The sequence below is a fragment of the Prauserella salsuginis genome (genome assembly GCF_024648885.1).
Classification (GTDB): Bacteria; Actinomycetota; Actinomycetes; order Mycobacteriales; family Pseudonocardiaceae; genus Prauserella; species Prauserella salsuginis.
Window position 1 is genome coordinate 191,471 of sequence record NZ_JANBBF010000014.1, and the last position, 23,435, is coordinate 214,905.

The 23,435-nt window shown below is 70.0% G+C and carries 19 protein-coding genes, 1 tRNA gene and 1 pseudogene; 5 read left to right on the forward strand and 16 right to left on the reverse strand.

All coding sequences use genetic code 11. The annotated features are described in order from the left end of the window. Positions 1 to 430 precede the first annotated feature (430 nt). The 3 genes and pseudogenes from LY40_RS23420 to LY40_RS26610 form a co-directional block, all read left to right on the forward strand. Complete coding sequence (locus LY40_RS23420; protein ID WP_183783054.1) at positions 431 to 1,453, forward strand: LLM class flavin-dependent oxidoreductase; 1,023 nt, start codon at positions 431 to 433, stop codon at positions 1,451 to 1,453. Between the two features lie 74 nt (positions 1,454 to 1,527). Further along, the gene (locus tag LY40_RS23425; RefSeq protein WP_504968463.1) at positions 1,528 to 2,379 is read left to right on the forward strand and encodes a DUF72 domain-containing protein; all 852 of its coding nucleotides are present in this window, start codon (positions 1,528 to 1,530) and stop codon (positions 2,377 to 2,379) included. A gap of 507 nt (positions 2,380 to 2,886) precedes the next feature. Further along, positions 2,887 to 3,105 (forward strand): annotated as a pseudogene (locus LY40_RS26610) (NUDIX domain-containing protein); the annotation flags it as partial. Positions 3,106 to 3,414: 309 nt separating this feature from the next. Here LY40_RS26610 and LY40_RS23430 read toward each other — a convergent pair. From LY40_RS23430 to LY40_RS23450, 5 genes are all read right to left on the reverse strand, one after another. Beyond that, a tRNA-Leu gene (locus LY40_RS23430) sits at positions 3,415 to 3,488 on the reverse strand. A gap of 122 nt (positions 3,489 to 3,610) precedes the next feature. After that, positions 3,611 to 4,933, reverse strand: coding sequence for an NAD(P)/FAD-dependent oxidoreductase (locus LY40_RS23435; RefSeq protein WP_183783052.1), 1,323 nt, complete (start codon positions 4,931 to 4,933; stop codon positions 3,611 to 3,613). A 151-nt stretch (positions 4,934 to 5,084) separates the two neighbouring features. Next, positions 5,085 to 5,579: a GNAT family N-acetyltransferase gene (locus LY40_RS23440; RefSeq protein ID WP_258938154.1), complete on the reverse strand. Its 495-nt coding sequence runs from the start codon at positions 5,577 to 5,579 to the stop codon at positions 5,085 to 5,087. A 144-nt stretch (positions 5,580 to 5,723) separates the two neighbouring features. Then, entirely contained in the window at positions 5,724 to 6,437 is a 714-nt protein-coding gene (locus tag LY40_RS23445; protein WP_258938155.1) for a uracil-DNA glycosylase, read from the reverse strand. 9 nt (positions 6,438 to 6,446) lie between these two features. Further along, entirely contained in the window at positions 6,447 to 7,601 is a 1,155-nt protein-coding gene (locus LY40_RS23450) for a macrolide family glycosyltransferase (protein WP_307877108.1), read from the reverse strand. 83 nt (positions 7,602 to 7,684) lie between these two features. Here LY40_RS23450 and LY40_RS23455 point away from each other — a divergent pair, with 83 nt between their 5' ends. Further along, positions 7,685 to 9,184, forward strand: a complete 1,500-nt coding sequence (locus LY40_RS23455) for a S10 family peptidase (RefSeq protein ID WP_258938156.1) — start codon at positions 7,685 to 7,687, stop codon at positions 9,182 to 9,184. A gap of 146 nt (positions 9,185 to 9,330) precedes the next feature. On the opposite strand, the gene LY40_RS23460 is transcribed toward LY40_RS23455, so the two are convergent. From LY40_RS23460 to LY40_RS23490, 7 genes are all read right to left on the reverse strand, one after another. Beyond that, a complete protein-coding gene (locus LY40_RS23460; RefSeq protein ID WP_258938157.1) occupies positions 9,331 to 9,894 on the reverse strand; it encodes a sugar O-acetyltransferase in 564 nt (187 codons plus the stop codon). 10 nt (positions 9,895 to 9,904) lie between these two features. After that, a complete protein-coding gene (locus tag LY40_RS23465) occupies positions 9,905 to 10,858 on the reverse strand; it encodes a Ppx/GppA phosphatase family protein (RefSeq protein ID WP_258938158.1) in 954 nt (317 codons plus the stop codon). Between the two features lie 54 nt (positions 10,859 to 10,912). Continuing rightward, positions 10,913 to 12,526: a lytic transglycosylase domain-containing protein gene (locus LY40_RS23470; RefSeq protein ID WP_258938159.1), complete on the reverse strand. Its 1,614-nt coding sequence runs from the start codon at positions 12,524 to 12,526 to the stop codon at positions 10,913 to 10,915. A 147-nt stretch (positions 12,527 to 12,673) separates the two neighbouring features. Then, entirely contained in the window at positions 12,674 to 13,180 is a 507-nt protein-coding gene (locus LY40_RS23475; protein ID WP_183783042.1) for a DUF501 domain-containing protein, read from the reverse strand. Beyond that, positions 13,173 to 13,712 carry an FtsB family cell division protein gene (locus LY40_RS23480; protein ID WP_258938160.1) on the reverse strand — a complete coding sequence of 180 codons (540 nt, stop codon included), beginning with the start codon at positions 13,710 to 13,712 and terminating at the stop codon, positions 13,173 to 13,175. The genes LY40_RS23475 and LY40_RS23480 overlap by 8 nt, the downstream gene beginning before the upstream one ends. A 7-nt stretch (positions 13,713 to 13,719) precedes the next feature. After that, positions 13,720 to 15,006, reverse strand: a complete 1,287-nt coding sequence (gene eno, locus LY40_RS23485) for a phosphopyruvate hydratase (RefSeq protein ID WP_183783038.1) — start codon at positions 15,004 to 15,006, stop codon at positions 13,720 to 13,722. A 163-nt stretch (positions 15,007 to 15,169) separates the two neighbouring features. Next, the gene (locus tag LY40_RS23490; protein ID WP_258938161.1) at positions 15,170 to 15,766 is read right to left on the reverse strand and encodes a VOC family protein; all 597 of its coding nucleotides are present in this window, start codon (positions 15,764 to 15,766) and stop codon (positions 15,170 to 15,172) included. Positions 15,767 to 15,921: 155 nt separating this feature from the next. Here LY40_RS23490 and LY40_RS23495 point away from each other — a divergent pair, with 155 nt between their 5' ends. Beyond that, positions 15,922 to 16,368 (forward strand): tetratricopeptide repeat protein, encoded by a 447-nt coding sequence (locus LY40_RS23495; protein ID WP_372497771.1) that lies wholly within the window; start codon positions 15,922 to 15,924, stop codon positions 16,366 to 16,368. 120 nt (positions 16,369 to 16,488) lie between these two features. On the opposite strand, the gene LY40_RS23500 is transcribed toward LY40_RS23495, so the two are convergent. The 4 genes from LY40_RS23500 to mfd form a co-directional block, all read right to left on the reverse strand. Beyond that, positions 16,489 to 17,361 carry a lysozyme family protein gene (locus LY40_RS23500; RefSeq protein WP_258938162.1) on the reverse strand — a complete coding sequence of 291 codons (873 nt, stop codon included), beginning with the start codon at positions 17,359 to 17,361 and terminating at the stop codon, positions 16,489 to 16,491. Between the two features lie 9 nt (positions 17,362 to 17,370). Then, entirely contained in the window at positions 17,371 to 18,336 is a 966-nt protein-coding gene (locus LY40_RS23505) for a nucleoside triphosphate pyrophosphohydrolase (RefSeq protein WP_258938163.1), read from the reverse strand. Further along, complete coding sequence (locus LY40_RS23510) at positions 18,333 to 19,268, reverse strand: SurA N-terminal domain-containing protein (protein WP_258938164.1); 936 nt, start codon at positions 19,266 to 19,268, stop codon at positions 18,333 to 18,335. Before LY40_RS23510 ends, LY40_RS23505 begins: the two co-directional genes overlap by 4 nt. A 590-nt stretch (positions 19,269 to 19,858) precedes the next feature. Beyond that, positions 19,859 to 23,410 (reverse strand): transcription-repair coupling factor, encoded by a 3,552-nt coding sequence (gene mfd, locus LY40_RS23515; RefSeq protein ID WP_307877138.1) that lies wholly within the window; start codon positions 23,408 to 23,410, stop codon positions 19,859 to 19,861. Positions 23,411 to 23,435 lie beyond the last annotated feature (25 nt).

A 23,435-nucleotide genomic window follows, 5' to 3' on the forward strand; every position in this document is an offset into this window, starting at 1 on the left:
CGCGGTCGTGGGTATTCCGGGGTCGTTGTCACCGCTCCGGACACCCACGACCGTGCCCGAGAACTAGAGCGTCCGAGAACTAGAGCGCCCGAGAACAGAGCGCCCGAGAACAGAGCGTCGCGGCCCATCGTGCGGAACGGGCCGATCATCACGACAACGCCGGCCCCGGCGCGGTGGGCACGAGTTGTGGCGCCGCCCCGACTCGGGAGCGACTTCGCCGGTGCCCCGAGTCGGGTCTGCAACGAATGGAAACAGCGCCGACAAGGGACTCCTCACCTGCACTGTGACGGTAGACGCCGTATCCGCCCCTCTCCAGGTCGTCCGATCCGGGTTCGTCATGACCGGCCCGGATCGGGCGTTCCAGGCCCGAACGCCGCGAGGCCGTCGCCGTGCGGCGGAACAAATCTCGTCGTGCGGCGTTGCACCGGTAGTGAAGAAGATCGGGTTCCTGTCTTTCGGCCACTGGTCCGACGCGCCGCACTCGCAGACACGCTCGGCCTCGGACGCGTTGCTTCAGGCGATCGAGCTCGCCGTCGCGGCGGAGGAGCTCGGGGCCGACGGCGCCTACTTCCGCGTCCACCACTTCGCGAGGCAGCACTCGTCGCCGTTTCCGCTGCTGGCCGCGATCGGCGCGCGCACGAGCCGCATCGAGATCGGCACCGGCGTGATCGACATGCGCTACGAGAATCCGCTCTACACAGCCGAGGACGCCGGCTCCGCCGACCTCATCGCGGGCGGGCGGCTGCAGCTCGGCATCAGCCGCGGGTCGCCCGAGCAGGTCGTCGACGGCTGGCGCTACTTCGGCTTCGAGCCCCGGGAGGGCGCGAGCGACGCGGACATGGCCCGCGAGCACACCGAGACGCTGCTCTCGACCCTCGAGGGCAAGGGCTTCGCGCGGCCACACCCGCGCCCCATGTTCCCCAACCCGCCCGGTCTGCTGCGCGTCGAGCCGCATTCGGACGGCCTGCGCGAGCGCGTCTGGTGGGGCTCGGGCTCCAACGCCACGGCGGAGTGGGCGGCACGGCTCGGCATGAACCTGCAGAGCTCGACGCTCAAGGACGACGAGAGCGGCGAGCCGCTGCACGTCCAGCAACGCAAACAGATCGAGGCCTACCGCGAGGCGTGGCACGCGGCAGGACACGAACGCACACCGCGAGTCTCGGTCAGCCGCAGCATCTTCCCCATCGTCAGCGACCTCGACGACATGTACTTCGGCGACGCAGGCGAGTCCGAGGACAAGGTCGGCTACCTCGATGCGGGCACCCGCGCCGTCTTCGGGCGCTCGTACGCCGGTGAGCCGGACGTGCTCGTCAAGCGGCTGGCCGAGGACGAGGCGATCGCTGCCGCCGACACGCTGCTCGTCACCGTGCCCAACCAGCTCGGGGTCGACTACAACGCGCATATCCTCGGCAGCATCCTCACCCACGTGGCGCCGGCACTCGGCTGGCACTGAGCGCGGGGCGACAGGCATAGCGCGTAGTCATCGACGGGTGGCGGCGTCGATGACGGTCGAAGGGAGCTGATCGGGTGGCACGTCTTCATGTCGGCTGTGCGATGTGGACACACCAGGCCTGGCAGGGCCGGTTCGTGCCGCCGTCGTTGCCGGCCGCGCGACGCCTGCGTGCCTACGCCGGCTGGTGCAACGCGGTCGAGGGCAACACCACCTTTTACGCCACGCCCACGCGCGAGGCCGTCGCGGGCTGGGCGGCCCAAACCGACTCCGACTTCCGGTTCGTGCTGAAACTGCCGAAGATCGCCACGCACGAGCGCAGGTTCGCCGGCGTCGAGGCCGAGATGCGCGCGTTCCTCGACGCGATCGAACCGCTGGGCGAGCGCGCGGTGCTGTGGACACAGCTGCCGCGGTCGTTCGGCCCGCCTGCGCTCGACGCGCTCGGCCGGTTCCTGCGCAGGCTCCCGCCCGACCTCCCGCGTGCGGTCGAGGTGCGAGATCCCGTGTTCTTCACCGACGCCGACGCAGCCTCCCGACTCGAGGCCACGCTCACGGGCGCGAACGCCGAGTGGGTCCCCTTCGACACGACCCTGCTGTTCCGCAGCCCGCCGACCAGTGACGCCGAACGGGAAGCGTGGAGCCAGAAACCACGGCTGCCGCGGCGAACACGCGCGCTGACCGACCGGCCGATCGTGCGCTACCTCGGCAGGGACGCGGTCGACGAGACGATCGCGGGCTGGGAGCCGTGGACCACGGTGGTAGCCGACTGGCTACGCGAGGGCCGCTCACCCACGGTCTTCCTGCACACTCCCGACAACCGCGACGCGCCCATGCTGGCCCGCCGATTCCACCACGATGTCCGAACCCTGGTGCCCGACCTCGACCCGTTGCCCGAGCCGGAGCCGGTCGAACCGGCAACCCTGTTCTGACAACACGGGTGCGCTCACCGCAGCACGAGCGCGCCGCGAACGTCTACCGATCAGACGGGGATCAGTGAACGAGATCGGCTTGCCGGCGGCGTGGGCATACGCGATCTCCCTAGTCGTGGACTCGCCAACGTAGCCACCGGGTCGACGCCCGGAACCCGGTCAGCCAGGTCGATCTTGCACAGGTGGCGGGCGTCTGACGAAGCCTGCTGCTCATCGTTGATCAACTCGTCTGTTTCGCCAGGCGCGACGACGATGACACCCTGCGAACGTTGGATCACGGTTCGCCGCGCGCATCTCGTCTGCGAACCGGGCAGCCGCAGATGCAAACGATCTCAGGTCTGTCGAGCACAGCCCTACAGTTGCGGGCTGGAATACCAGGCGGCGCTCTCCGCAATGTCCGAGGGCAGCCGCGACACGCGCTCAGCCTTGGTCGGGATCGACCAGTTGACCGTGGACGCCGGTCGCCGATGCCGGCCTCGCGGCAGCGGGGTGCGATGACGCACCGGCGTGGCTGCACGCTCATCGGACGCCGACGGAGCCACTCGCGGCCGAGGTCTGGGGTCACCGACCCGGCCTGCAGCCACATCCCTGCTCGTACGGGACCGCGTGCGCGCATGGGTGCCGCCCAGCGGCAAGGTCGAGCCGGGCGAGACACCGCGGGCGGCTGCGGCCCGTGAACTCGTGGAGGAAACCGGCGTAGCGGCCGAGTTACTGTCTGCGCTGGCCGCGGCGGCAGTCCGGTCCTTCCGTGCCGACTGGGCACCGACGCTGCGCCTGAGCTATGGGGGTGTCATAAGCCGTGATGTGCCGCTCAGCGGTGAGGCTGGGCCGCCATCGAAGTGGGTCGACCTGGACGAAACATGGGAGAGCGAGAGCGTGTTCCCAGGGGACCGCAAACGCATCCACGCGCACGTGTGCCGCTTGGCGACGGGAACCATCGAGGGCACGCGCCGAGGCCCTTACCGGTCCGCGGCCGGACGACCCAGCCGATCAGCCTCAGGATGTCGTCGGGCAGCACTGTTCCCATCCTCGAAGTGCCCCCGACGGGGTTCGAACCCGCACTGGATCGGTTTTAAGCCGACTGCCTCTGCCGGTTGGGCTACGGGGGCACCTAGCAGCTTAAGGCCCTGCGCACCCGCAACGGCCGTGAACCCCCACCACCGAACAACGAATGCGGCCCCGAGGTCGTTCACCTCGGGGCCGCATTCGACGTTCACACCGCGCGCAGCGGTCAGGACTTGGACGCCCGAGTGAACTCTTCCTTCGGGTTGTTGATCTGCCCGAGCGAGATCGTCTCGCGCTTGAACAGTCCGCCGAGCGCCCAGTCCAGCAGGATGCGGACCTTGCGGTTGAAGGTCGGCATCGCGTGGACGTGGTAGACGCGGTGGAAGAGCCAGGCGGGGAAGCCCTTGATCTTCATCTTCATCGCGTCGGCCACACCCTTGTGCAGGCCGAGACCGGCGACCGCACCCAGGTTCTTGTGGTAGTAGTCCGTCGGCTTGCCGCCGCGCAGCGAGGCGATGATGTTCTTCGCCAGGTGGCGAGCCTGCCGCACGGCGTGCTGCGCGTTCGGCGGGCACGTGGCCGTCGGATCCTCCTCGGTGCGCGAGAGGTCCGGCACGGCGGAGACGTCGCCGGAGGTCCAGACGTCCGGGTGGCCCACCACGTTGAGTGCGGCCGTCGCCTCGAGCCTGCCGCGCTTGTCGGTCGGCAGGTCGGACTCGGCGACCACCGGGTTGGCCTTCACGCCCGCGGTCCAGATGATGGTGTCGCTGTCGAACTCGGTGCCGTCGGACAACACGACGTGGCCGTTCTCGAACGACTTCGCCGCCGTCGACAGGTACACCTCGATGCCGCGCTTCTCGAGCTGCTCGACCGTCCACACTCCGAGGGTGTCGCGCACCTCCGGCAGGATCCGCCCGGCGGCCTCGACGAGCACCCAGCGGATGTCGTCGGGATCGATGTTCTCGTAGTACTTCGAGGCGTCCCGCGTCATGTCCTCGAGCTCGGCCAGCGCCTCGATGCCGGCGAAGCCGCCGCCGACAACCGTGAAGGTCAGCAGGCGCTTGCGCAGGTCGGGGTCCAGCGTGCTGGACGCCTCGTCGAGCTTGGTGAGCACGTGGTTACGCAGGTAGATGGCCTCGCCGACCGTCTTGATGCCGATGCCCTGCTCGGCGAGGCCGGGGATCGGCAGCAGGCGCGGCACGGAGCCGAGCGCCACGACGAGCACGTCGTAGCCGAGCTGCTCGATGTGCCCGTCGGCGGCCTCGACCGTCACGGTCTTGCGCTCGTGCTCGATCTTGTTCACGCGTGCGGTGAGCACGTGGCAGCGTCGGAGCACCCGGCGCAGCGGCACCACCACATGCCGAGGCTCGATCGACCCGGCAGCCGCTTCCGGCAGGAAGGGCTGGTAGGTCATGTGCGGCTGCGGATCCACGATCGTCACGGACGCCTCGTTGGCCCTGAGCTTCTTCTGGAGGCCCAGCGCCGTGTAGAGGCCGACGTATCCGCCGCCGAGGATGAGGATCCTCGTCGGTTCCGACTTGACTGCCATGTGCTTAAGTTTCCCACTAACCGCCAGTACCCACTAACCGGGTTGGCCAGGTGTGATCGGTGTCGCCGCCTTAACGCAAACGATTCAGTTGACATGAGCTTTACACCGTCATATGCGGCGAACGCAAGGGCTCCGGCATGCCTTCCCCTACTCACACACCGCCGGACAGGTCCAGTACCGCCTCCACCCGGTAGCCGTCGACGGTGAGCACTGCTCCCCGGTCGCCGAGCAGTCGCCGAGCCGCGACGTTGGCCGTGGTGGTGCTCGCGACCACGCGCCGCGCCCCCGTCGCACGCGCCACAGTCAGCAGTTCGGCCAGCACTGTGCCGCCGAGGCTCAGGCCGCGGTACGGCCGCCCCAGCCACATCCCGATCTCGACGTCGGCGCCGACCGGTTCGATGCGCGCGGCACCGGCCACCCTCTCGTCGACCACGACGAGGTACGTGCGCTCCACCGGTTCCGTCGCCTCGATCGACCTGGTCAGGTGAAACTCGCGGAACGCCTGCCGCCGCGTCTCGTTCCAGCCCGGCTCTCCGGGAACCGGCGGCATGACCTCGAGCGGGTCGGTCTCGGCGACGGCGACGGCCAGCAGGTCGGCGAGGTTGCGCGCGTCGAGCGGGCGCAACTCGCACCGCGGAGCAGTCATCGCGGATCGCACCTCCCGAGTCTCTGCCGAGCGCCGCCCCTCGACGATCGGCTCCCGCCGGGTGGGCACCTCAACGCTGCGCGGCAGCAGTTCGACGCTGCCCGACCGGCTCCGCCGCGTCCGGAGGGTGCAGGTTCGGTCACGTCAACCGCCGTCGAGACCGGCCAGCCCCTTCGCCCTGGTCAGGACGTCACGGAGCATCGCCGGGGTGAGCCGTCCGGTGAAGGTGTTCTGCTGACTGACGTGGTAGCAGCCGACCAGGTGAAGCGGCGCCGGGCCCGCCAGCTCGACGTAGGCGGCGTGGCCGAACGTCGGCCGCGGCCGCGGCACCTCCCAGCCCGCCCGCGCGAGCACCGGCAGCAACGCCTGCCAGCCGAACGCGCCCAGCACGACGATCGAGCGCATGCTCGGCGCGAGTAGATCGAGCTCCTCGGCGAGCCAACCACCACAGGTGTCGCGCTCGGCCGGCGTCGGCTTGTTGGCGGGCGGCGCGCAGTGCACCGGCGACGTGATCCGGGTGCCGTACAGCTCCAGACCGTCGCGGGCATGGGTCGCGGTCGGCTGCGACGCGAGACCGACGTCGTACAACGCCTGGTACAGCACGTCACCGGAGCGGTCCCCGGTGAACATTCGGCCCGTGCGGTTGGCGCCGTGGGCCGCGGGCGCCAACCCGACGATCACGAGCGCGGCGTCCGAAGGACCGAACCCTGGGACCGGTCTGCCCCAGTACGTCTCGTCGGCGTAGGCGGCTCGTTTGGTCGCCGCGACGTGCTCCCGCCACTCGACCAGCCGCGGGCACGCACGGCATTCGGTCAGGTCCGCATCCAGTTCAGCCAGCGTCCGTCCCACACGCGCCATTCTCACCCGTCAACCGCTCGTGCCTGACGACCGCGCACCCAGCCGTTCCACCGCGTGGGCGGCCCGGTCGATGCCGCCGCCCGCGCGTACCTGCGCCTGCAGCTCGCGCGTGCGGTCGGCCTTGCCGCGAGCGGCGTCGACAGCGGCACGCAGGGTCGGCGCGTCCCACGGCTCCTCGGGCAGCATTCCCGCTCCGATCTCGGCGAGCATGCCCGCGTTGGCCGACTGGTCGACGGCCTGCGGCACGAGGACCGTGGGCACGCCGAACCACAGCGATTCCGCCGCACTGCCCATCCCCGCGTGGCTGACGAACACCGACGCGTGCTCCAGCACGTCCAGCTGCGGCTGCGCGCGAGCGGCCGTCACGCCAGGCGGCAGCTCGCCGAGGTCTGCCGGGTCGACCTTTCCCGTGGCCAGCACGACCCGGTAGTCGCCGGCCAACCCGTCGATACAGGCCCGGTAGATGTCGGGGCGTTCGGTGTAGCTCGTGCCCAGCGCGACGTACACCAGCGGCCGCTCATCGCCTGGCTCCGGTTCCCAGCCGGTGCGACGGGCCGGGTCGACGCACGGGCCCGCGAACACGTATCGGTCGGCCACACGGTCGGCGTTCGGCTGCAGCACCCGCGGGATCAGCACCACGCACGACGGCGGCGTTCCGGTGAACTCGTCGGCCCCGATGTCCATGCCGTTCTCGTCGAGCCACGCGCGCAGCGTCGTGTAGTACTTCTCCCCCGACGGTGACGCCCTGAGCGCCTCGTTGAACTCGGCCATCTCCTCGGCCATGCCCTCCCACGCGACGTACGCGGTGGACAGCTGCACGGCAGGCACACCCCAGTGCTGGGCGGCGACGCGGCCCGCGAACCCGCCGATGTCGTAGAGCACGGCATCGGGCCGGTCGATGCCGAGCGTGACGGGCAGCGCCGTGATCGCGTCGTCGAGGAACACCTGCATCGCCTCGCCCATGTCCTCGGGCCAGTGCTCGTCGGCCGTCGGCATGATCGACGGGTGCGTGACCACCTCGGCGCCCGTCGGGGCGACCAGGTCGGTCAGCCGGTCACCGACGACGTACGTCACCCGATGTCCCCTCGCGACGAGCTCGGCGATCAGCCCGAGTCCGGGATACACGTGACTCGGCGCGGTGACGCCGACCATGACCAGATGCATACCGAGGATCCTCGCAGCACCGGCGATGTCGGGCACAGCGAATTTCGGAGCACCAGGCCGCGGTGAACGCATAGGTTGGGGACATGCCAGAAACCTCTGACACAGCTGCGAAGAGCACTGCCGAGACCGACACCACGGCGCCGGAATCGCAGGCCGAACCGACCGACGACCTCGTCACGACCCGGCATTCGATCACCGTCAAACGCCGCAAGCTCGCCTACACGGCACAGACCGGGCGGATCGTGCTGCGCAAGGAAGTCCTCAACGACGGGACGTTCGACGGGCACAAGCCGAAGGCCGAGGTCCACGTGACGGCCTACACGCTCGACGGTGCGGACCCGACCACGCGGCCCGTGACGTTCGCGTTCAACGGCGGTCCCGGCTCGTCGAGCATCTGGCTGCACCTGGGCGTGCTCGGCCCGCGGCGCGCCGTGGCCGGTGACGTGAACGCCCCGGAGCCGCCGCCGTACGGCCTGGCCGACAACCCCGACACCCTGCTGACCCACAGCGACCTGGTGTTCATCGACCCGGTGTCGACCGGATACTCCCGGGCCGTCGACGGCGAGAAGCCCGCCGACTACCACGGCTTCACGCCCGACGTGGAATCCGTCGGCGAGGTGATCCGGCTGTGGACCTCGCGCAATCAGCGGTGGCTGTCGCCGAAGTTCGTCGCGGGCGAGTCGTACGGCACCCTGCGCGCGGCAGCGCTCGCTGCGCACCTGCAGAGCCGCCACGCCCTGTACCTGAACGGGCTGCTGCTCATCTCGTCCGTGCTCGACATGGGCACGATCCGGTTCACGGAGGGCAACGACCTGCCGTACTCGCTGTTCGTGCCCACCTACGCCGCCATCGCGCATCACCACGGCAAACACGGCGACCGCGAGCTCTCGGACGTGCTGGCCGAGGCCGAGGAGTTCGCGTCCCGCGACCTGCCGTGGGCATTGCAGCGCGGTGCCCGCCTCGACGCCGACGAGCGCGCCGAGATCGTGGCGAAACTGGCCGAGCTCACCGGGCTGTCGGAGGCCTACGTCGACCGCGTCAACCTGCGCATCGAGCACGTGCGGTTCTTCACCGAGCTGCTGCGCGACGAGGGGCTCGTCACCGGGCGCATGGACGGCCGGTTCACCACGTGGGAGCCCGACGGCGGGCGTGAGCACATGAGCGACGACGCGTCGGTGTCCCGGATCATCGGCGCCTACTCCGCCGCGTTCAACCACTACGTGCGCGCCGAGTTGGAGTACGGCAGCGACCTGCCGTACGAGATCCTGTCCACCGACGTGAACCGCGCCTGGTCCTATTCGGACTTCGAAGGGCGCGCGGTGTCGGTCGTCGACTCGCTCAGCGGTGCCATGCGGGAGAATCCGCACCTGAAGGTGCACGTCGCGCTCGGTCGCTACGACGGTGCCACCCCGTACTACGCCGCCGAGCACGTCATCGCCCAGCTGCAGATCCCCGACCAGCTGCGGGAGAACGTCGAAACGGCGTACTACCCGGCAGGGCACATGATGTACGTCCACCCCGAGTCACGGGTCCAGCAGGGCAAGGACCTCGCGGCGTTCGTGAAGTCGGCGTCCAACCGCTGACGGCGCGGCGTGGACCCGTGGCACCGCCGCGGGTCCACGCCGGGACGCGGAACAGGCCCCGCACGTCGGCGTGAGTACGGCGTGCGGGGCCGTTCTCGGCACTCGGGCAGCGGGGGTGCACGCTCGTCCCACCGAGCCGCGTCCGGTCAGCCGCCATCCAGGCTCCGGATCACCCGAGCCGGGTTCCCGGCCGCGAACACGTGACCGGGCACGTCGCGCACGACGACACTGCCCGCACCGATGACCGCGTTCTCACCGATGGTCACGCCGGGACAGACGATCACTCCGCCGCCGAGCCACGAGTTGTCGCCGATCGTGATCGGCTCGGGCCGTTCCCAGCCGGCGCGCCGCCGTTCGTGGTCGTCCATCGGATGCAACGCCGTGAGCAGCTGTGCACGCGGGCCGATCCGGACGTCGTCCCCGATCGTGATCGGCGCATCGTCCATGAAGATCGCATCGCTGTTGACGAAGGCGCTGGCACCGAGGCGGATCTGCGTCCCGTAGCTGCAACGGAACGGTTGTTCCACCGCAGCGCCGTCACCGAGCAGCGCGACCAGCTCGGTGAGGAGGCCACGCCGGAGCGCGTCCTCGTCCGCGGCTGCGGCGTTGAAGCGGTCGACGAGCCTGCGACACCGGCGCCGGTCTTCGGCGAGCTCGGGCTCATCGAGGTACCACTCGCCGCGGAGCATGCGCTCCTTGTGCTCACCCACGACCGGGTGCTCAGGCCAGCGACAGCGCGATGCCGTCAAGGATGTCGTGCTCGCTGACCACCAGCGAGTCGGGGCCCCCGCGGGCCTGCAGCTCCTCGGCCAGCGTCTGCACCACGAGCGAACCCGCGCCGATGACGTCGACCCTGCCCGGGTGGATGACCTTCCTGGCCGCGCGCGCGTCGTGGTCGGCGGCCAGCAGCTCGGCGGTGATCCGGTCGATCGTGGCGTGCGACAGCAGCGACAGGTGGGTGGCCTGCGAGTCGTACTCCGGCAGGTCCTGAGCGAGTGCCGAGAGGGTGGTGACCGTTCCCGCCACGCCGATCCACGTCTGCGCCTTCGCGACGTCGACGAGCTCGAACGCCTCGGCCAGCACCTGGCGGGCGACCCCACGGGCGGCCTCCACGTCCTCGGCCGTCGGCGGATCGTTCGGCAGCGCCCGTTCGGTGAGTCGGACGCATCCGATGTCGACCGACTTGGCGGCCAGGATCTCGGCCTGCGCACCGTCCCATGTGCCCAGCACGAGCTCGGTCGATCCGCCGCCGACGTCCACGACGAGGAACGGCCCGTCGTCCGGGTCCTGCTCGCCCACCGCGCCGGTGAACGACAGACGAGCCTCCTCGTCCCCGGTGATGACCTCGGCCTCCACGCCGAGCACCTCGCGGGTCATGGCGAAGAACTCGTCACGGTTGCTCGCGTCGCGCGTTGCCGACGTGGCCACCATGCGCACCTTCTCGGCGCCCTTCCGGCGGGCGGCGACCGTGTACGAGGCCAGCGCCTCCCTGGTGCGTTCCAGCGCTTCGGGCGCGAGTCGGCCGGTGGCGTCCACGCCCTGACCGAGCCGCACCACCTTCATCTCCCGGTGCAGGTCACGCAGGTCGACACTGCCGTCGTGGCGGTGTGTCAGCTCCGCGACCAGCAGGCGAATCGAGTTGGTCCCACAGTCGATGGCGGCTACACGAGGCATGCGCCAACACTAAACGCTCACCGCCACCGGGCAGCAGTGCCCGCGGCGAGACGGTCACCGGCCTTCCGGCCGCGCCGACGGCACCGGACTCGGCCGTGGTTCTCCCGGGGGCCACTCGCATTCGTGGGGTGGCAGCACCTCGTCGTCACCAGCCCTGTCCGGGTCGCCGGGACACCGACACAACGGGGGTGGCTGCGTACCCTCCTCGGCCATCGTCTCCAGTTCCTTCGGTGTCGGGCACTCCTCCGGTGGGGGCGTCGTCGGATCCGTGGTCGGCGTCGTCGGATCCGTCGTCGGCCCGGTCGGTGGCCCCGTCGGCCCGGTCGGTGGTTCGGTCGGTGGCTCCGTCGGCCCCGTCGGCCCGGTCGGCCCGGTCGGTGGTTCGGTCGGCTCCGTCGGCGACGGTGTCGGGTCCGGTGTCTCGGTCGGGTCGGGTGTCTCGGTCGGGTCCGGTGTCGGTGGCTGCGGCACGTCCGGCGGTGTGGTGGTCGGTCCGCCGTCGGGCGCGTCGCCGTTGCCGTCGCCGTTGCCATTACCGTCGCCGTCGCCGTTGCCGCCATTGCCGCTGTTGCCATCACCGTTGCCATGGCCGCTGTCGCCATTGCCGCCGCCATGGCCGTCGCCGTCGCCGTTGCCACTGCCGTCGCCGTTGCCATTGCCGACACCGGGGCCGTTCGGCGGACGCGGCGGCCCCGGTTTCGTCACCGTGATCTGGCCGCCCCCGCTGTCTGGCCTGCCCGCATCTCCCGAATCGCCGCCAGGCCTTTCGTGTTCGGGGCCCGGCTCGGCGATCACGTCGGGCGGTGGTGGTTGCTGCTCGGGATGCGGCGGCGGCTCACCCGGCTCGGCCACGAGCTCCGGCGGCGCCCCGAGCGGCACGTCGCTGTCCGGGATCGGCAGCACACCGTCGCGATATGCCTGCGCCCAGCGGATCACGGTCTCGACGTACGAACGCGAATCGTTGTAGCGGTGCAACGACGAGCGCAACTGGCCGTCCGACCGCAGGTCCACCCCGCCCGTGCACAGGTACCGGCCTGCGGTGAGCGTCGCGTCGTGCACGTTGTTCGGATCGGCCCGGCCGTTGCCGTTGCCATCCACGCCGTATGTGCGCCACGTGCCGGGCACGAACTGCATCGGGCCGACGGCCCGGTCCCACGTCGTATCGCCGTCGAGCGCGCCGCCGTCGGTGTCGCGGACCGTGGCAACGCCCGGACCGCCGTTCAGCGGCGGACCGGTGATCCGTTCCCGCGTCGTGCCCGCGGCGTCGACGAACCCGCCCCGCGCGTGGTTCGATTCCGACCGGCCGATGCTGGCCAGCAGTGCCCAGTCGGCACCACAGTCCGGCCGTTCGGCACCCAGCGAGCGCGCGGCCTCCCGGTACGCCTGGAGCATGCTGCCGGGGATCCCCAACGGACCTGGCTCCGGCATCTCGATCATCAGTTCGCCGGGCACGGGCGGGGACGGCAGGCTGCCGTCGACCCCCACTCGATTCCTGCTCTCGGTATTGCCTGCGCCGTTGCCGGGTTCCGCCGCGGGCTCGGAATCCGTCCGGCCGTAGGCGAGTTCCGCCCGGTCACTCGACAACGCCGCGGGCACTACCGCTAGCGATCCCGCCAACACGATGGCAGCTGATTTCTCCCGGAATCGGGCTCTTCGCGGTCTGTCCACGCCCCCTCCTCGCGTGCGCCGGCGACGCTCGCATCCGTCGAAGGAATGCCCAACGGGCACTTCTCCCACACGCGCAGGCGTTGCTACTCGCGAGGTTGGTCCGGTCGGGCTATCGCCGGTGGCGTCACCCGGTTCCGGGGCGTCGGCTCAGGATCGAGCGGCGCAGTCTCCGTTCGGCCAGCCGAGCTCGTGCAGCAGGCGCAACGTCTCATCGCCGAACGGATTCACACCCTCGCCGCGCGCGAGCGTGTGCGCGAGATGGACATGCAGGCACTTGACCCTGCGGGGCATTCCGCCCGCGGTGACTTCGTGGCCCAGCGGATCGATCGCATCACGTTCGGCGAGGTATGCCTCGTGGGCACGGTGATACGCCGCGGCGAGGTCCTCGTCCCGCTCGAGCCGCTCGGTCATCTCCCGCATGACACCGCGTGCTTCGAGCCCGCCGACGAGCGAGCTCAGGTTCGGGCACGTCAGGTAGTACAACGTCGGGAACGGCGTACCGTCCTCGAGGCGCGGACTGGTCTGAACAACGCAGGGGTGCCCGCTCGCGCAGCGCGCCGCGACTGCCCGCAGCGCCCGGGGCGGCCTGCCCAACTGCTCCGCGATGATCTCCCGGTCCGCGTCGGTCACCGGTTCGAAATCGGTCTTATTCACCCTCGGTCACGCCATTCCACAGTTGCTCGTACCAGGCTCCGTGACGCTGCGGCGAGCCGTCTCCCTGTGCGGGCTCCGGTTCGGCGGCCGAATCCTCGGGAAGCTGCACGATGTACGGCGTCTCGCCCGGCATCACATACCGAAGTCTGCGCCTCGCCTCGGCCTCGACCTGCGCCGGGTCGGACAATTCGGCTTTCCGCTGTTCGAGGCGTTCGACCTGCTGCTGCAGCTGCTCCTGCCTGGCCTCCTGTTCGGCGACCTCTGCACGCTGCGACAGGTACGTGCGCAACGGCACGGCGATGGTGAACGCCAGCGCGCACACCACGATCGCCACGACAGCCGCACGGCGCGTCGTGGACATCCCCAGCACCCTGGCGGCACTCGCCGCGCGTTTCGCAGCCGCGGGGCGGCGCAGGGCCGACCTGCGGTCGACGGAACGCCGAGTGCGCTGCGACGACCGCAGGTCGCGGGGGGCCGAGCCGCGTGCTCGGCCCCCACCGCGCCTGGTCCGCGTTCTCCCCCGGTCGGCCACTGTCGCGTCAGCTCTCCGGCGTGAACCGTGGGAAGGCCAGGTCGCCCGAGTAGCGAGCCGCGTCCCCGAGGGTCTCCTCGATGCGGAGCAGCTGGTTGTACTTCGCCACACGCTCGCTGCGCGCGGGCGCACCGGTCTTGATCTGGCCGACGCCCGTGGACACCGCCAGGTCGGCGATCGTGGTGTCCTCGGTCTCGCCGGAACGGTGGCTCATCATCGACTTGTAGCCGTACGACGTCGCCAGGGCCACGGCGTCCAGCGTCTCCGACAGCGTGCCGATCTGGTTGACCTTCACCAGCAGCGCGTTCGCCGCGCCACGCGAGATGCCGTCCTCGAGCCGATCCGGGTTCGTGACGAACAGGTCGTCGCCCACCAGCTGCAGCTTGTCACCGAGCTGCGAGGTCAACGTGACCCAGCCGTCCCAGTCGTCCTCCGACAGCGGGTCCTCGATCGACACCAGCGGGTAGGCATCGGCCAGCTCCGCGTAGTAGGCGCTCATGTCCTCGGCGCTGCGTTTCGAACCCTCGAAGTTGTAGACGCCATCGGCGTAGAACTCCGTCGCCGCCACGTCCAGCGCCAACGCGATGTCCCTGCCCGGCTGGTAGCCGGCCTTCTTGATCGCCTCGACGATGATGTCGAGCGCCTCGCGGTTGTTGCTCAGGCTCGGGGCGAAGCCGCCCTCGTCACCCAGCCCGGTCGCGAGGCCGCGGGACTTCAGCACCGACTTCAGCGCGTGGTACGTCTCCGTGCCCCAGCGCAGCGCCTCCCGGAACGACTCGGCGCCGATCGGGGCGATCATGAACTCCTGGATGTCGACGTCGGTGTCCGCGTGGGCACCGCCGTTGAGGATGTTCATCATCGGGACCGGCAGCACGTGGGCGTTCGGTCCGCCGAGGTAGCGGAACAGCTCGAGATCGGCCGAATCGGCCGCGGCCTTCGCGACGGCCAGCGAGACGCCCAGGATGGCGTTGGCGCCCAGCCGCGACTTGCCCGGCGTACCGTCGAGGTCCAGCAGCTTCTGGTCGACGATGCGCTGGTCGACCGCGTCGACGCCGGCCAGATCGGGGCCGATCTCATCCAGCACCGCGGCCACGGCGCGCTCGACGCCCTTGCCGCCGTAGCGATTCGGGTCGCCGTCCCGCAGTTCCACGGCTTCGTGCTCACCGGTCGACGCACCCGACGGAACCGCGGCCCGCGCCAGCGTTCCGTCGTCGAGGGCCACCTCCACCTCGACCGTCGGGTTGCCACGAGAGTCGAGAATCTCCCGCGCGCCTACCTGCTCGATCACCGCCACACTTGCTCCTCACCCGGTTGTGCCGTTCTGACGGCACTCAACGTAGTCGCCTGAACAGCAGCGTATCGGGCGTCGTTGGTCACCCGTTGGAGGCACGCGCACGCCGACGTGCACAGATGGCGATTCGAACGGCGAGTGGTGAACATCTCAGTTCCCGAGCGGATCAGCCGACGGGACGCTCACCGGCCCCGTCGGCGCCGTCCCGCTCCCCACTGCCGGTGTCCTCGCCGCCGGCTTCACCGGCGGGTTCGGCGTCGGGATCGGTGAGGGGGTCGGCACTGCCGGAGACCGTCTCACCGTTGCGAATCTCCCGCCAGCCTGCGGGCAGATCGGCCGTGTCCGAGATGTGCTGCCAGAACGTCCAGCTGTTGCCGCCGACGTCCTGCACGGTGAACAGCCTCGCCCCGTAGGGCTGGTCCTGCGGACGAGACACCTCGACACCGTCGCCGACCGCCTCGTTGATCCGCTCGAACTGGGCGTCGACATCGTCGACGTACACCACGTTCAGCTGGCCGACCGGGCCGTCGACGCCCTTCGCGGGCCAGTAGTCGTCACCGACACCGGCGAGGTGGATGTCGGAGCCGCCCGCGCTCAGGGTCGCCTGGAAGACCTCGCCGGCCGCGTCGACGTAGCGGACCTTCTCGGTGAACCCGAACACGCGGGTGAGCCACTCCACCGCATCGGTGGCGTCCGTGTAGTAGAGGTACGGCGCGATGCCGAGATACCTCGGGTCGTCGCCTGTCATCGCGGGGTCGCTCATGGCGGGCTAGTCCACCACACGAATGATCGCTACCTATCATGCCCCCGGGGCGTCGCCACACCCCTGGCACACACTCCGCCACCAGGTTGATCATCGAACGGGCGCGGGGTCAAGGTCTCGATAACCGCCTTCGACGCGGGTACCGTCGCTGAACCATGGGTGAATCGACGCCATCGAATCCACCTCCGGCCAGGCCCCCGAGTCCTGCCGGCCGGCCGGCGACCCACACCGGCAACTCCCCTGTCCACGCATTCCGGCAAGCCGAAGCCCTCGTGAAACGGCGTCGCCCGCTCGACGCGCTCAAGGCTCTCGAACCGGTCCTCGAAGCCGAACCCGACAAGCCGAGCGTTCAGCTGCTCGCCGGGCGCGCCTACTTCCACTCCGCGCAGCTGCGGCGGGCCGAACACGCCCTGGGCAAGGTCATCGAACACGACCCGTCCGACCACTACGCCCGGTTCGTGCTGGGTAAGACGCTGCAACGACTCGGCCGGTTCGCCGAGGCCCTCGGTCAACTGCGGATGGCTTCGGCGATGCACCCGCAGGCCGAGTACCAGGACGCGATCGGCGAGGTGTCGGCCCGTCTCGCCCTTGGCGGCAACTGAATCCGCACCGGCGCGGCAGCGGGATCCGCCCCGGCGCGCTCTGCGCGTTGGCCGGCGACGCGCTGCCCCGGTTTGGACGCTGCCCCAGTTGGGACGCTGCCCCGGTTGGGACGCACCTCGTCAGCCCGGAGCCTGACCCGCGTAGACGTCCGCCTGGTCGGCGATCCTGCCTGCGTATTCGTCGGCGCCCCCGGAAGTGACCGGCCCCCGGAAGCCTCCGACCGCGTTCCACCAACCGTCGGCCGTGGCCAGGTCGCGTTTCTCGGCGCAGAGCAGCCGGGCCGCCGTGAGCGCCGCATCGTCGATGTCCTGCGGATCGGCGGCACGCCCGTCGCCGGTCGCCCGCTTCCCCCAGCGCTCCCACTGTGCGGGCAGGAACCGCATCGGCCCGACGGCCCGATCCCACGTCGCGTCCCCGTCGATCTCGCCGCGGTCGGTGTCCTGCACCTCGGCGCGCCCCTGTGACCCGTCCAGCGGCGGGCCGACGATCGGCGTGGCGGGCACCCCGTCGACGCCGATCCCCGGTTCGCCGCCCGCGGCACCGTGCCGCGACTCGACCTGCCCGATCGCCGCGAGGGTGCTCCACGACAGGTGACACCCCGGCCGATCTCCGCGCAGCCACATCTCCGCGCGCCCGTAGGCGGCCGCGGCACGCGCAGGAATCCCGGTGGCGCGGGCGATCTGCCGGGACCACGTGTCGAGCTCGTCCTCATCCGATTCCGACGGCCGATCCACCGGCGCGGCCGTGGCCTTCGCCGGGACGGTCGGCTGCGGGTTCGACCGTGCTTCCGGCCGTGACTCCGGCTGGGAAGGCGGCGCGGCACCTTCGGCGTTCGGTTCCCCGCCGCGGTTCATCCCGACGGTGAACACGAGGATCAGGCCGGTCGCGACGAGGCCGAGGGTGAGAGCGATGCGCGACAGCGCCGGACCGGGCAACGGCCACGACGGCCCGCCATCGCCACGGGGTGTAGAGGACGAAGGGCGTTCGCTCACCCGGCCAGGCTACGCGGATGACGCCGGCCAGAACTCCCGCCATCCGTCGGCATCCAGCTCGGCCGGTTCCCTGCCCGCGGCCCGCGCGGCACGTTCGGCCTCGCGGACCCGCGCGGCGAATTCCTTGGCGACTCCGCGCAACGAACCCTCGGCATCGGTGCCGGTACGCGCGGCCGCCGCCGCGATCCGGAACAACCGCGACCCGTCGTCCGCGCCCGCCGGCATCAGATCGAACGGCACCCCGGCACGACCGGTCCGCTGGCCGAGCTTGCCAGCGAGCGCGGCGGCGGGCTGTCCCAGCGCCACTCCGTCCACGAGCGATTCGCGCTGCTTCTCCTGCTGCTTCAGCTCTTCCCACTCGAGCTGCTGCTGCTCCGCCGAATCGACCCTGCCCGCGCCGGTGAACAGATACGGATGCCTGCCGACCAGCTTGGCCACCAACTGGGTCGCGACCTCGTCGACGTCGAACGCATCGGTCTCGTGTTCGGCCGCGACCCTGGCGTGGAACAGCACCTGCAGCAGCACGTCCCCGAGTTCCTCGCGGAGCGCTGTCCGGTCGCCGTCCTCGATCGCCTCGAGCAGCTCGTAGGTCTCCTCGACGAGGTACCGGCGCAGCGACTCGTGCGTCTGACTCCCGTCCCACGGACAGCCTCCGGGGGACCTGAGCCGATCCATGACTTCGACGGCCCGTTCGAGCGGTGGCGCAGGGGCCTCGATCACCGTGGCGCCCTCGGCAATGAGCTCCGCCGCTCCGGGATCGCCGGCGTCGGCGGCCACGAGGACCACACCGCTCTGCCGCGTCAGCTCGTCGGGGTGCGGAGCCGGCTTCGCATCCAGCGCCGCGCGCAGCGTGTCGGGAAGCCCCACGGCCGCGTAGACGTGTTCCGCCCCGCGAACCACGCTCAAGGCGGCAGCGGGCACGTGGTCCGGCAGCGCCGGACTGCACAGCACCACCGTCGGCGATCGCCAGGTCATGAGTTCACGGTACGTGACCGCAACAGCTTCCCGGTCAGCTCGTCCTCGTCCGGAGCCGGAGCCAATGCCGCCTCGTCCCACACGCCGTACCGCGGGTTGATCCGCACGCCGACGTCCTCCGCGACCGGTTGCAGCATGCGCAGGCCCGCGAAGTAGAGATACTCGGGGTTGACCTGTGGCGCAGCCGCATCCGCCTGCTCATCGGTCCGGCGTTCGGTCACGAGCCCGACCAGCCAGCCCGCCCGCTGCCTGCTCGGCTGGACGACCACCACGGTGCCCTGCTGCGAACCGAACACCGCGGTCGTTGCCAGCTCCGGGTCGTTCTGGAGCGTTTCCGCGAAGTCGAGCTCCTCGTCGACCAGCTGATGGCCGGCTTCCCTGACCGTCGCCCGTGCCCCGTCCGGATCGTCGGCGATCTGCCTGCCGAGCGCGGTCGCCTTCTCCTTGGCACTGTTGCCGGGCTCGTCGCCGCTGATGACCGTGCCGAGCAGATCCACCGACAGGCTGCCGAGGTACTTGCGTGCGAGCTCCTGCAGCACGACCTGGTCCGAGGCGAGATCACGCACCCGGCCAGGTTCGACACCTGCCGAGCGGGACACCTCCTCCGCGCCGCCGCTACCCCGGATCAGTTCGTCGACCTCGGCCCGATCAGCCCGGACGCCTTCGCGTTTCGCCGCGATCTGCGCCAGCTCGTGGATCACACGGCCGCGGACGACCTCGCGCGCGTACATGTCGACCTTGTTCTGTCGCTGCGCCTGTTGTGCCTGCGGCACGTTGTCCAGCAGCCAGTCGATCTCCTGCTGCACATCGTCGAGTGGCACCGAGTGGTCACCGACGATGGCCGCCGAGTGAACCTGACTCGGCCCCGAGCCGCATCCGGCCAGCACGAGACCTGCGAGCAGAGCGGTGAACAACGCGATGGGGCGACGCATGATCCGGATCACAAGCGGCAGCTTCGCACACACCCCACCGTTCCACGCAACCACGTGACCGGCATGCACCTACTTCCGTCCGGATGGCGCCCGTGGCGCTGTGCGGCGCCACTCGCATGCCTTCGCACAGCGCGAGCCGGTGGAATCGTGCGAGGAGGTGAGACTCGACGAGACGGTGGCGACCATCGACCGGGTGGTCGCGTCGCAGTCGTCGCATCACAGTCGTCGCATCACAGTGGCCGCGTGAAAGAACCCGGACGCGGCGGTCCCGGACTGGGAATTACCCGAAGGGGCCCCCGACCGTCGCGATTTGACAGTCGGAATCGAACCTGAACCCGTTGGAGTGCAACGGGTTCCGCCGACCGCCATCCAACCCGCAGCGGGCGCTGACGTGTCACGAGTGTCGAATTCTATCCGGAAATTATCGCCGTTTTCGGGAATTCTATTCGGCAACAATGCGGATTACCGTCGGGGCCATGCCCCGAGCGAGGAACTCAGAACGATACGACCGCAAGTTCGAAACCGCTGTCACGATGGAGACGACCTGCCGCGCCCACCCACGGACGGGTCGCGGCAGGCATCACGCGTGCTCACACCGCCGCAGGCTGTTGCGTCATCGACGTCAGGAGGTTGTTGCACCAGTCGATCAGCGCCTCGTCACGCAGCGGGGGCGCGCCGATCCGGCCGCCCGCGGGCCCTTCGGTCGGCTTCGGCACCGACACCGTGTGCGTCACCGCCTTGTACGCGGCCTTGGGGTAGAGCCGCTTCAGCCGCACCATCTGCGAATCGCCCAGTGGCAGCGGCGTGAAACGGATCGTGTTGCCCTGCACGGTCACCTCGGTCACGCCCGCCTTGCGGCACGTTTGCCGGAAGGCCGCCACCGCAAGCAACCTGCGCACCGGCTCCGGCGGCTGGCCGTAGCGGTCCACGAGCTCTTCCAGCACACTGTCCAACTCGGACTGGTCCGTCGCCGCCGCGATCTTGCGGTAGGCCTCGAGCCGCAACCGCTCACCGGGCACGTAGTCGTGCGGCAGATGCGCATCGACCGGCAGGTCGACCCTGACCTCGGCAGGCGCCTCGTCCTCGGCGGACTCGGCACCGGTACTGCGTCGGAACGCGTCGACCGCCTCGCCCACCAGCCGGACGTACAGATCGAAGCCGACGCCGGCGATGTGCCCGGACTGCTCGGCACCGAGGATGTTGCCCGCACCCCTGATCTCGAGGTCCTTCATCGCCACCGCCATACCGGCGCCGAGCTCGGTGTTCTGCGCGATGGTGGCGAGACGGTCGTGGGCCGTCTCGGTGAGCGGTTTCTCCGGCGGATACAGGAAGTAGGCGTAGCCGCGTTCCCTGCCTCGGCCGACACGACCGCGGAGCTGGTGCAGCTGAGCCAGACCCATCATGTCGCCCCGCTCGACGATCAGCGTGTTGGCGTTCGAGATGTCCAGACCGGTCTCGACGATCGTGGTACAGACCAGCACGTCGAAGTCCCGCTGCCAGAAGCCCTGGATGACCTGTTCCAGCTTGTGTTCTGGCATCTGTCCGTGCGCGGTCACAATCCGTGCCTCCGGCACGAGTTCACGCAGCCGCGTCGCGGCCTTCTCGATCGACGAGACCCGGTTGTGCACGAAGAACACCTGGCCGTCGCGCAGCAGCTCACGCCGAATCGCCGCGGCGACCTGTTTGTCGTCGTAGGAACCGACGTAGGTCAGGATCGGATGCCGGTCCTCCGGCGGCGTGAGGATCGTCGACATCTCCCGGATGCCTGCCATGCTCATCTCGAGCGTGCGGGGAATCGGGGTCGCCGACATGGTCAGCACGTCGACGTGCGTCCGCAGCGCCTTGATGTGTTCCTTGTGCTCGACACCGAACCGCTGCTCCTCGTCAACGATCACCAGGCCCAGGTCCTTGTACCGCACACCGCTCTGCAACAGCCGGTGCGTACCGATGACGATGTCGACCTCCCCGGCGGCGAGGCCCTCGAGGGTCTTGTCCGCCTCGGCGGGCTCGGTGAACCGAGACATGCCACGGATGGTCACCGGGAACGAACCCATCCGCTCGGTGAAGGTGTTCAGGTGCTGCTGGGCCAGCAGCGTCGTGGGCACCAGCACCACGACCTGTTTGCCGTCCTGTACCGCCTTGAACGCCGCGCGAACCGCGATCTCGGTCTTTCCGTAGCCGACGTCACCGCAGATCACCCTGTCCATGGGGACGCTGCGCTCCATGTCGGTCTTGACCTCGTCGATGGCCGCGAGCTGATCGTTCGTCTCGACGAACGGGAACGCGTCCTCCAGTTCGCCCTGCCACGGGGAATCCTGACCGAACGCGTGGCCGGGCGCGGCCTGCCGCGCGGCGTAGAGCTGCACCAGTTCGGCCGCGATCTCCTTGACCGCCTTGCGGGCCTTCGCCTTCGTGTTCTTCCAGTCGGAACCGCCGAGCTTGTTGAGCGTGGGCAGTTCCCCACCGACGTATCGGGATACCTCGTCGAGCTGATCGCTGGGCACGAACAGCCGGTCGCCCGGGTGCCCCCGCTTGGACGCCGCGTACTCCAGTACGAGGTACTCGCGCGTGGCCCCACCGATGGTGCGCTGGACCATCTCGACGAACTTGCCGATGCCGTGCTGGTCGTGCACCACGTAGTCCCCCGCCTTGAGGGCGAGCGGATCCACCGCGTTGCGGCGCCGAGAGGGCATCTTGGTGTTCAGGTCGCGCCCCGAACGTCCTGCGGTGGCACCACGGCCGGTGATGTCCGATTCGCTCAGCACGACGAGGGCGCTCTCCGGCGCCACGAACCCATCGGTGATGGCGCCGCAGGTAACCGTGACGACGCCGGGCTTCGGGTGTTCGGCGAGGGACTCGGCGTAGGTGGCGGGCACCTCACCCGCCGACAACTGCTCGACGGCACGCTGCGCAGTACCCGAGCCCGCGACGACGACCACGGCCGCACCGCCCGCCGCCGTGTGCGCTCGCAGATCCGTGACGACCTTCTCGAGTTCGCCGTGATAGGCGGGCGCCTGGTCGATCCCGATGTGAACGGCGTCGTCCTCGCTGGTCAGCTGCGACAACGTCCACCAAGGGCGGTTCGACCCGGTCGCATGCGTGCGGACCTCGCCGAGCCCCCGGTACGCCGAAGCCCCGAGATCGATGGGAGCGCGCCCGCCGTCGGCGGCGGACGTCCACGAGGCCTCGAGGAATTCCTGCCCGGTACGTACGAGGTCGGCGGCACGCGCGCGGATCTTCTCGGGATCACAGAGGACGACGTGCGTGCCCTCCGGCATCGCGTCGGTGAGCAGTTCGAGCTCGCCCTCGCACAAGACCGGGATCAGCGACTCCATGCCCTCCGAAGGGATGCCGTCCGCGAGCTTGGTGAGGATCTCGGCGAGCTGTGCGTCCGCCGCGTGCTCTTCGGCGAGTTCGGCGGCACGCGCCTTGACATCCGCCGTCAGCAGCAGTTCCCGGCACGGCGACGCGACGACCTCGGGGATCTCGCCCGGCAGCGAACGCTGGTCCGAGACCGAGAACGCCCGGATCTCGCTGACCTCGTCACCCCAGAACTCGATGCGGTGCGGATGCTCGTCGGTCGGCGCGAAGACATCGAGGATGCCACCGCGGACGGCGAACTCGCCGCGCTTCTCGACCATGTCGACGCGCGTGTAGGCGAGCTCGACGAGCCGCTCGAGCACGCCTTCGAAATCGAGCTCCTCGCCGACCCGGAGATCGACCGGGGCCAGCGAGCCCAAGCCGGGCGCCATCGGCTGGATGAGGCTGCGCACCGTCGCCACGACGACGCGCAGACCGCCGTTGCCGGGCTGGGCGAGCCGGTGCAGCACCGCCAATCGTTTGCCGACCGTGTCCGCCCGCGGCGACAACCGCTCGTGCGGCAGCGTCTCCCACGACGGGAAGTCGGCGACCACGTCCTCGCCCAGCAGGCTCCCGAGCGCCGCGGTGAGCTCGTCGGCTTCCCTGCCGGTCGCGGTGACCGCCAGCACGGGCTTGTCCGCGCCCGCGTCGGACGCGAGAGCCGACAGCACGAGCTGCCGCGTCGCCGGCGCGCCGTCCAGGTCGAGAAAGGGTCCGCCCGCGCGCTCGAGAACCGTGCGCAGGGCGGGATCGGGGAGGGTGGCCGACAACAGACCGGCCAACGTCGGCTGGGACACGGAGCGTCTC

Coding starts and splice junctions, on each gene's coding strand:
- LY40_RS23495 (WP_372497771.1), top strand. CDS start 15,922: ATGGGTGAATCGACGCCATCGAATCCACCTCCGGCCAGGCCCCCGAGT.
- LY40_RS23455 (WP_258938156.1), top strand. CDS start 7,685: ATGCCAGAAACCTCTGACACAGCTGCGAAGAGCACTGCCGAGACCGAC.
- LY40_RS23450 (WP_307877108.1), bottom strand. CDS start 7,601: ATGCATCTGGTCATGGTCGGCGTCACCGCGCCGAGTCACGTGTATCCC.
- LY40_RS23465 (WP_258938158.1), bottom strand. CDS start 10,858: ATGCCTCGTGTAGCCGCCATCGACTGTGGGACCAACTCGATTCGCCTG.
- LY40_RS23505 (WP_258938163.1), bottom strand. CDS start 18,336: ATGACCTGGCGATCGCCGACGGTGGTGCTGTGCAGTCCGGCGCTGCCG.
- LY40_RS23445 (WP_258938155.1), bottom strand. CDS start 6,437: ATGGCGCGTGTGGGACGGACGCTGGCTGAACTGGATGCGGACCTGACC.
- LY40_RS23510 (WP_258938164.1), bottom strand. CDS start 19,268: ATGCGTCGCCCCATCGCGTTGTTCACCGCTCTGCTCGCAGGTCTCGTG.
- LY40_RS23440 (WP_258938154.1), bottom strand. CDS start 5,579: ATGACTGCTCCGCGGTGCGAGTTGCGCCCGCTCGACGCGCGCAACCTC.
- LY40_RS23490 (WP_258938161.1), bottom strand. CDS start 15,766: ATGAGCGACCCCGCGATGACAGGCGACGACCCGAGGTATCTCGGCATC.
- LY40_RS23435 (WP_183783052.1), bottom strand. CDS start 4,933: ATGGCAGTCAAGTCGGAACCGACGAGGATCCTCATCCTCGGCGGCGGA.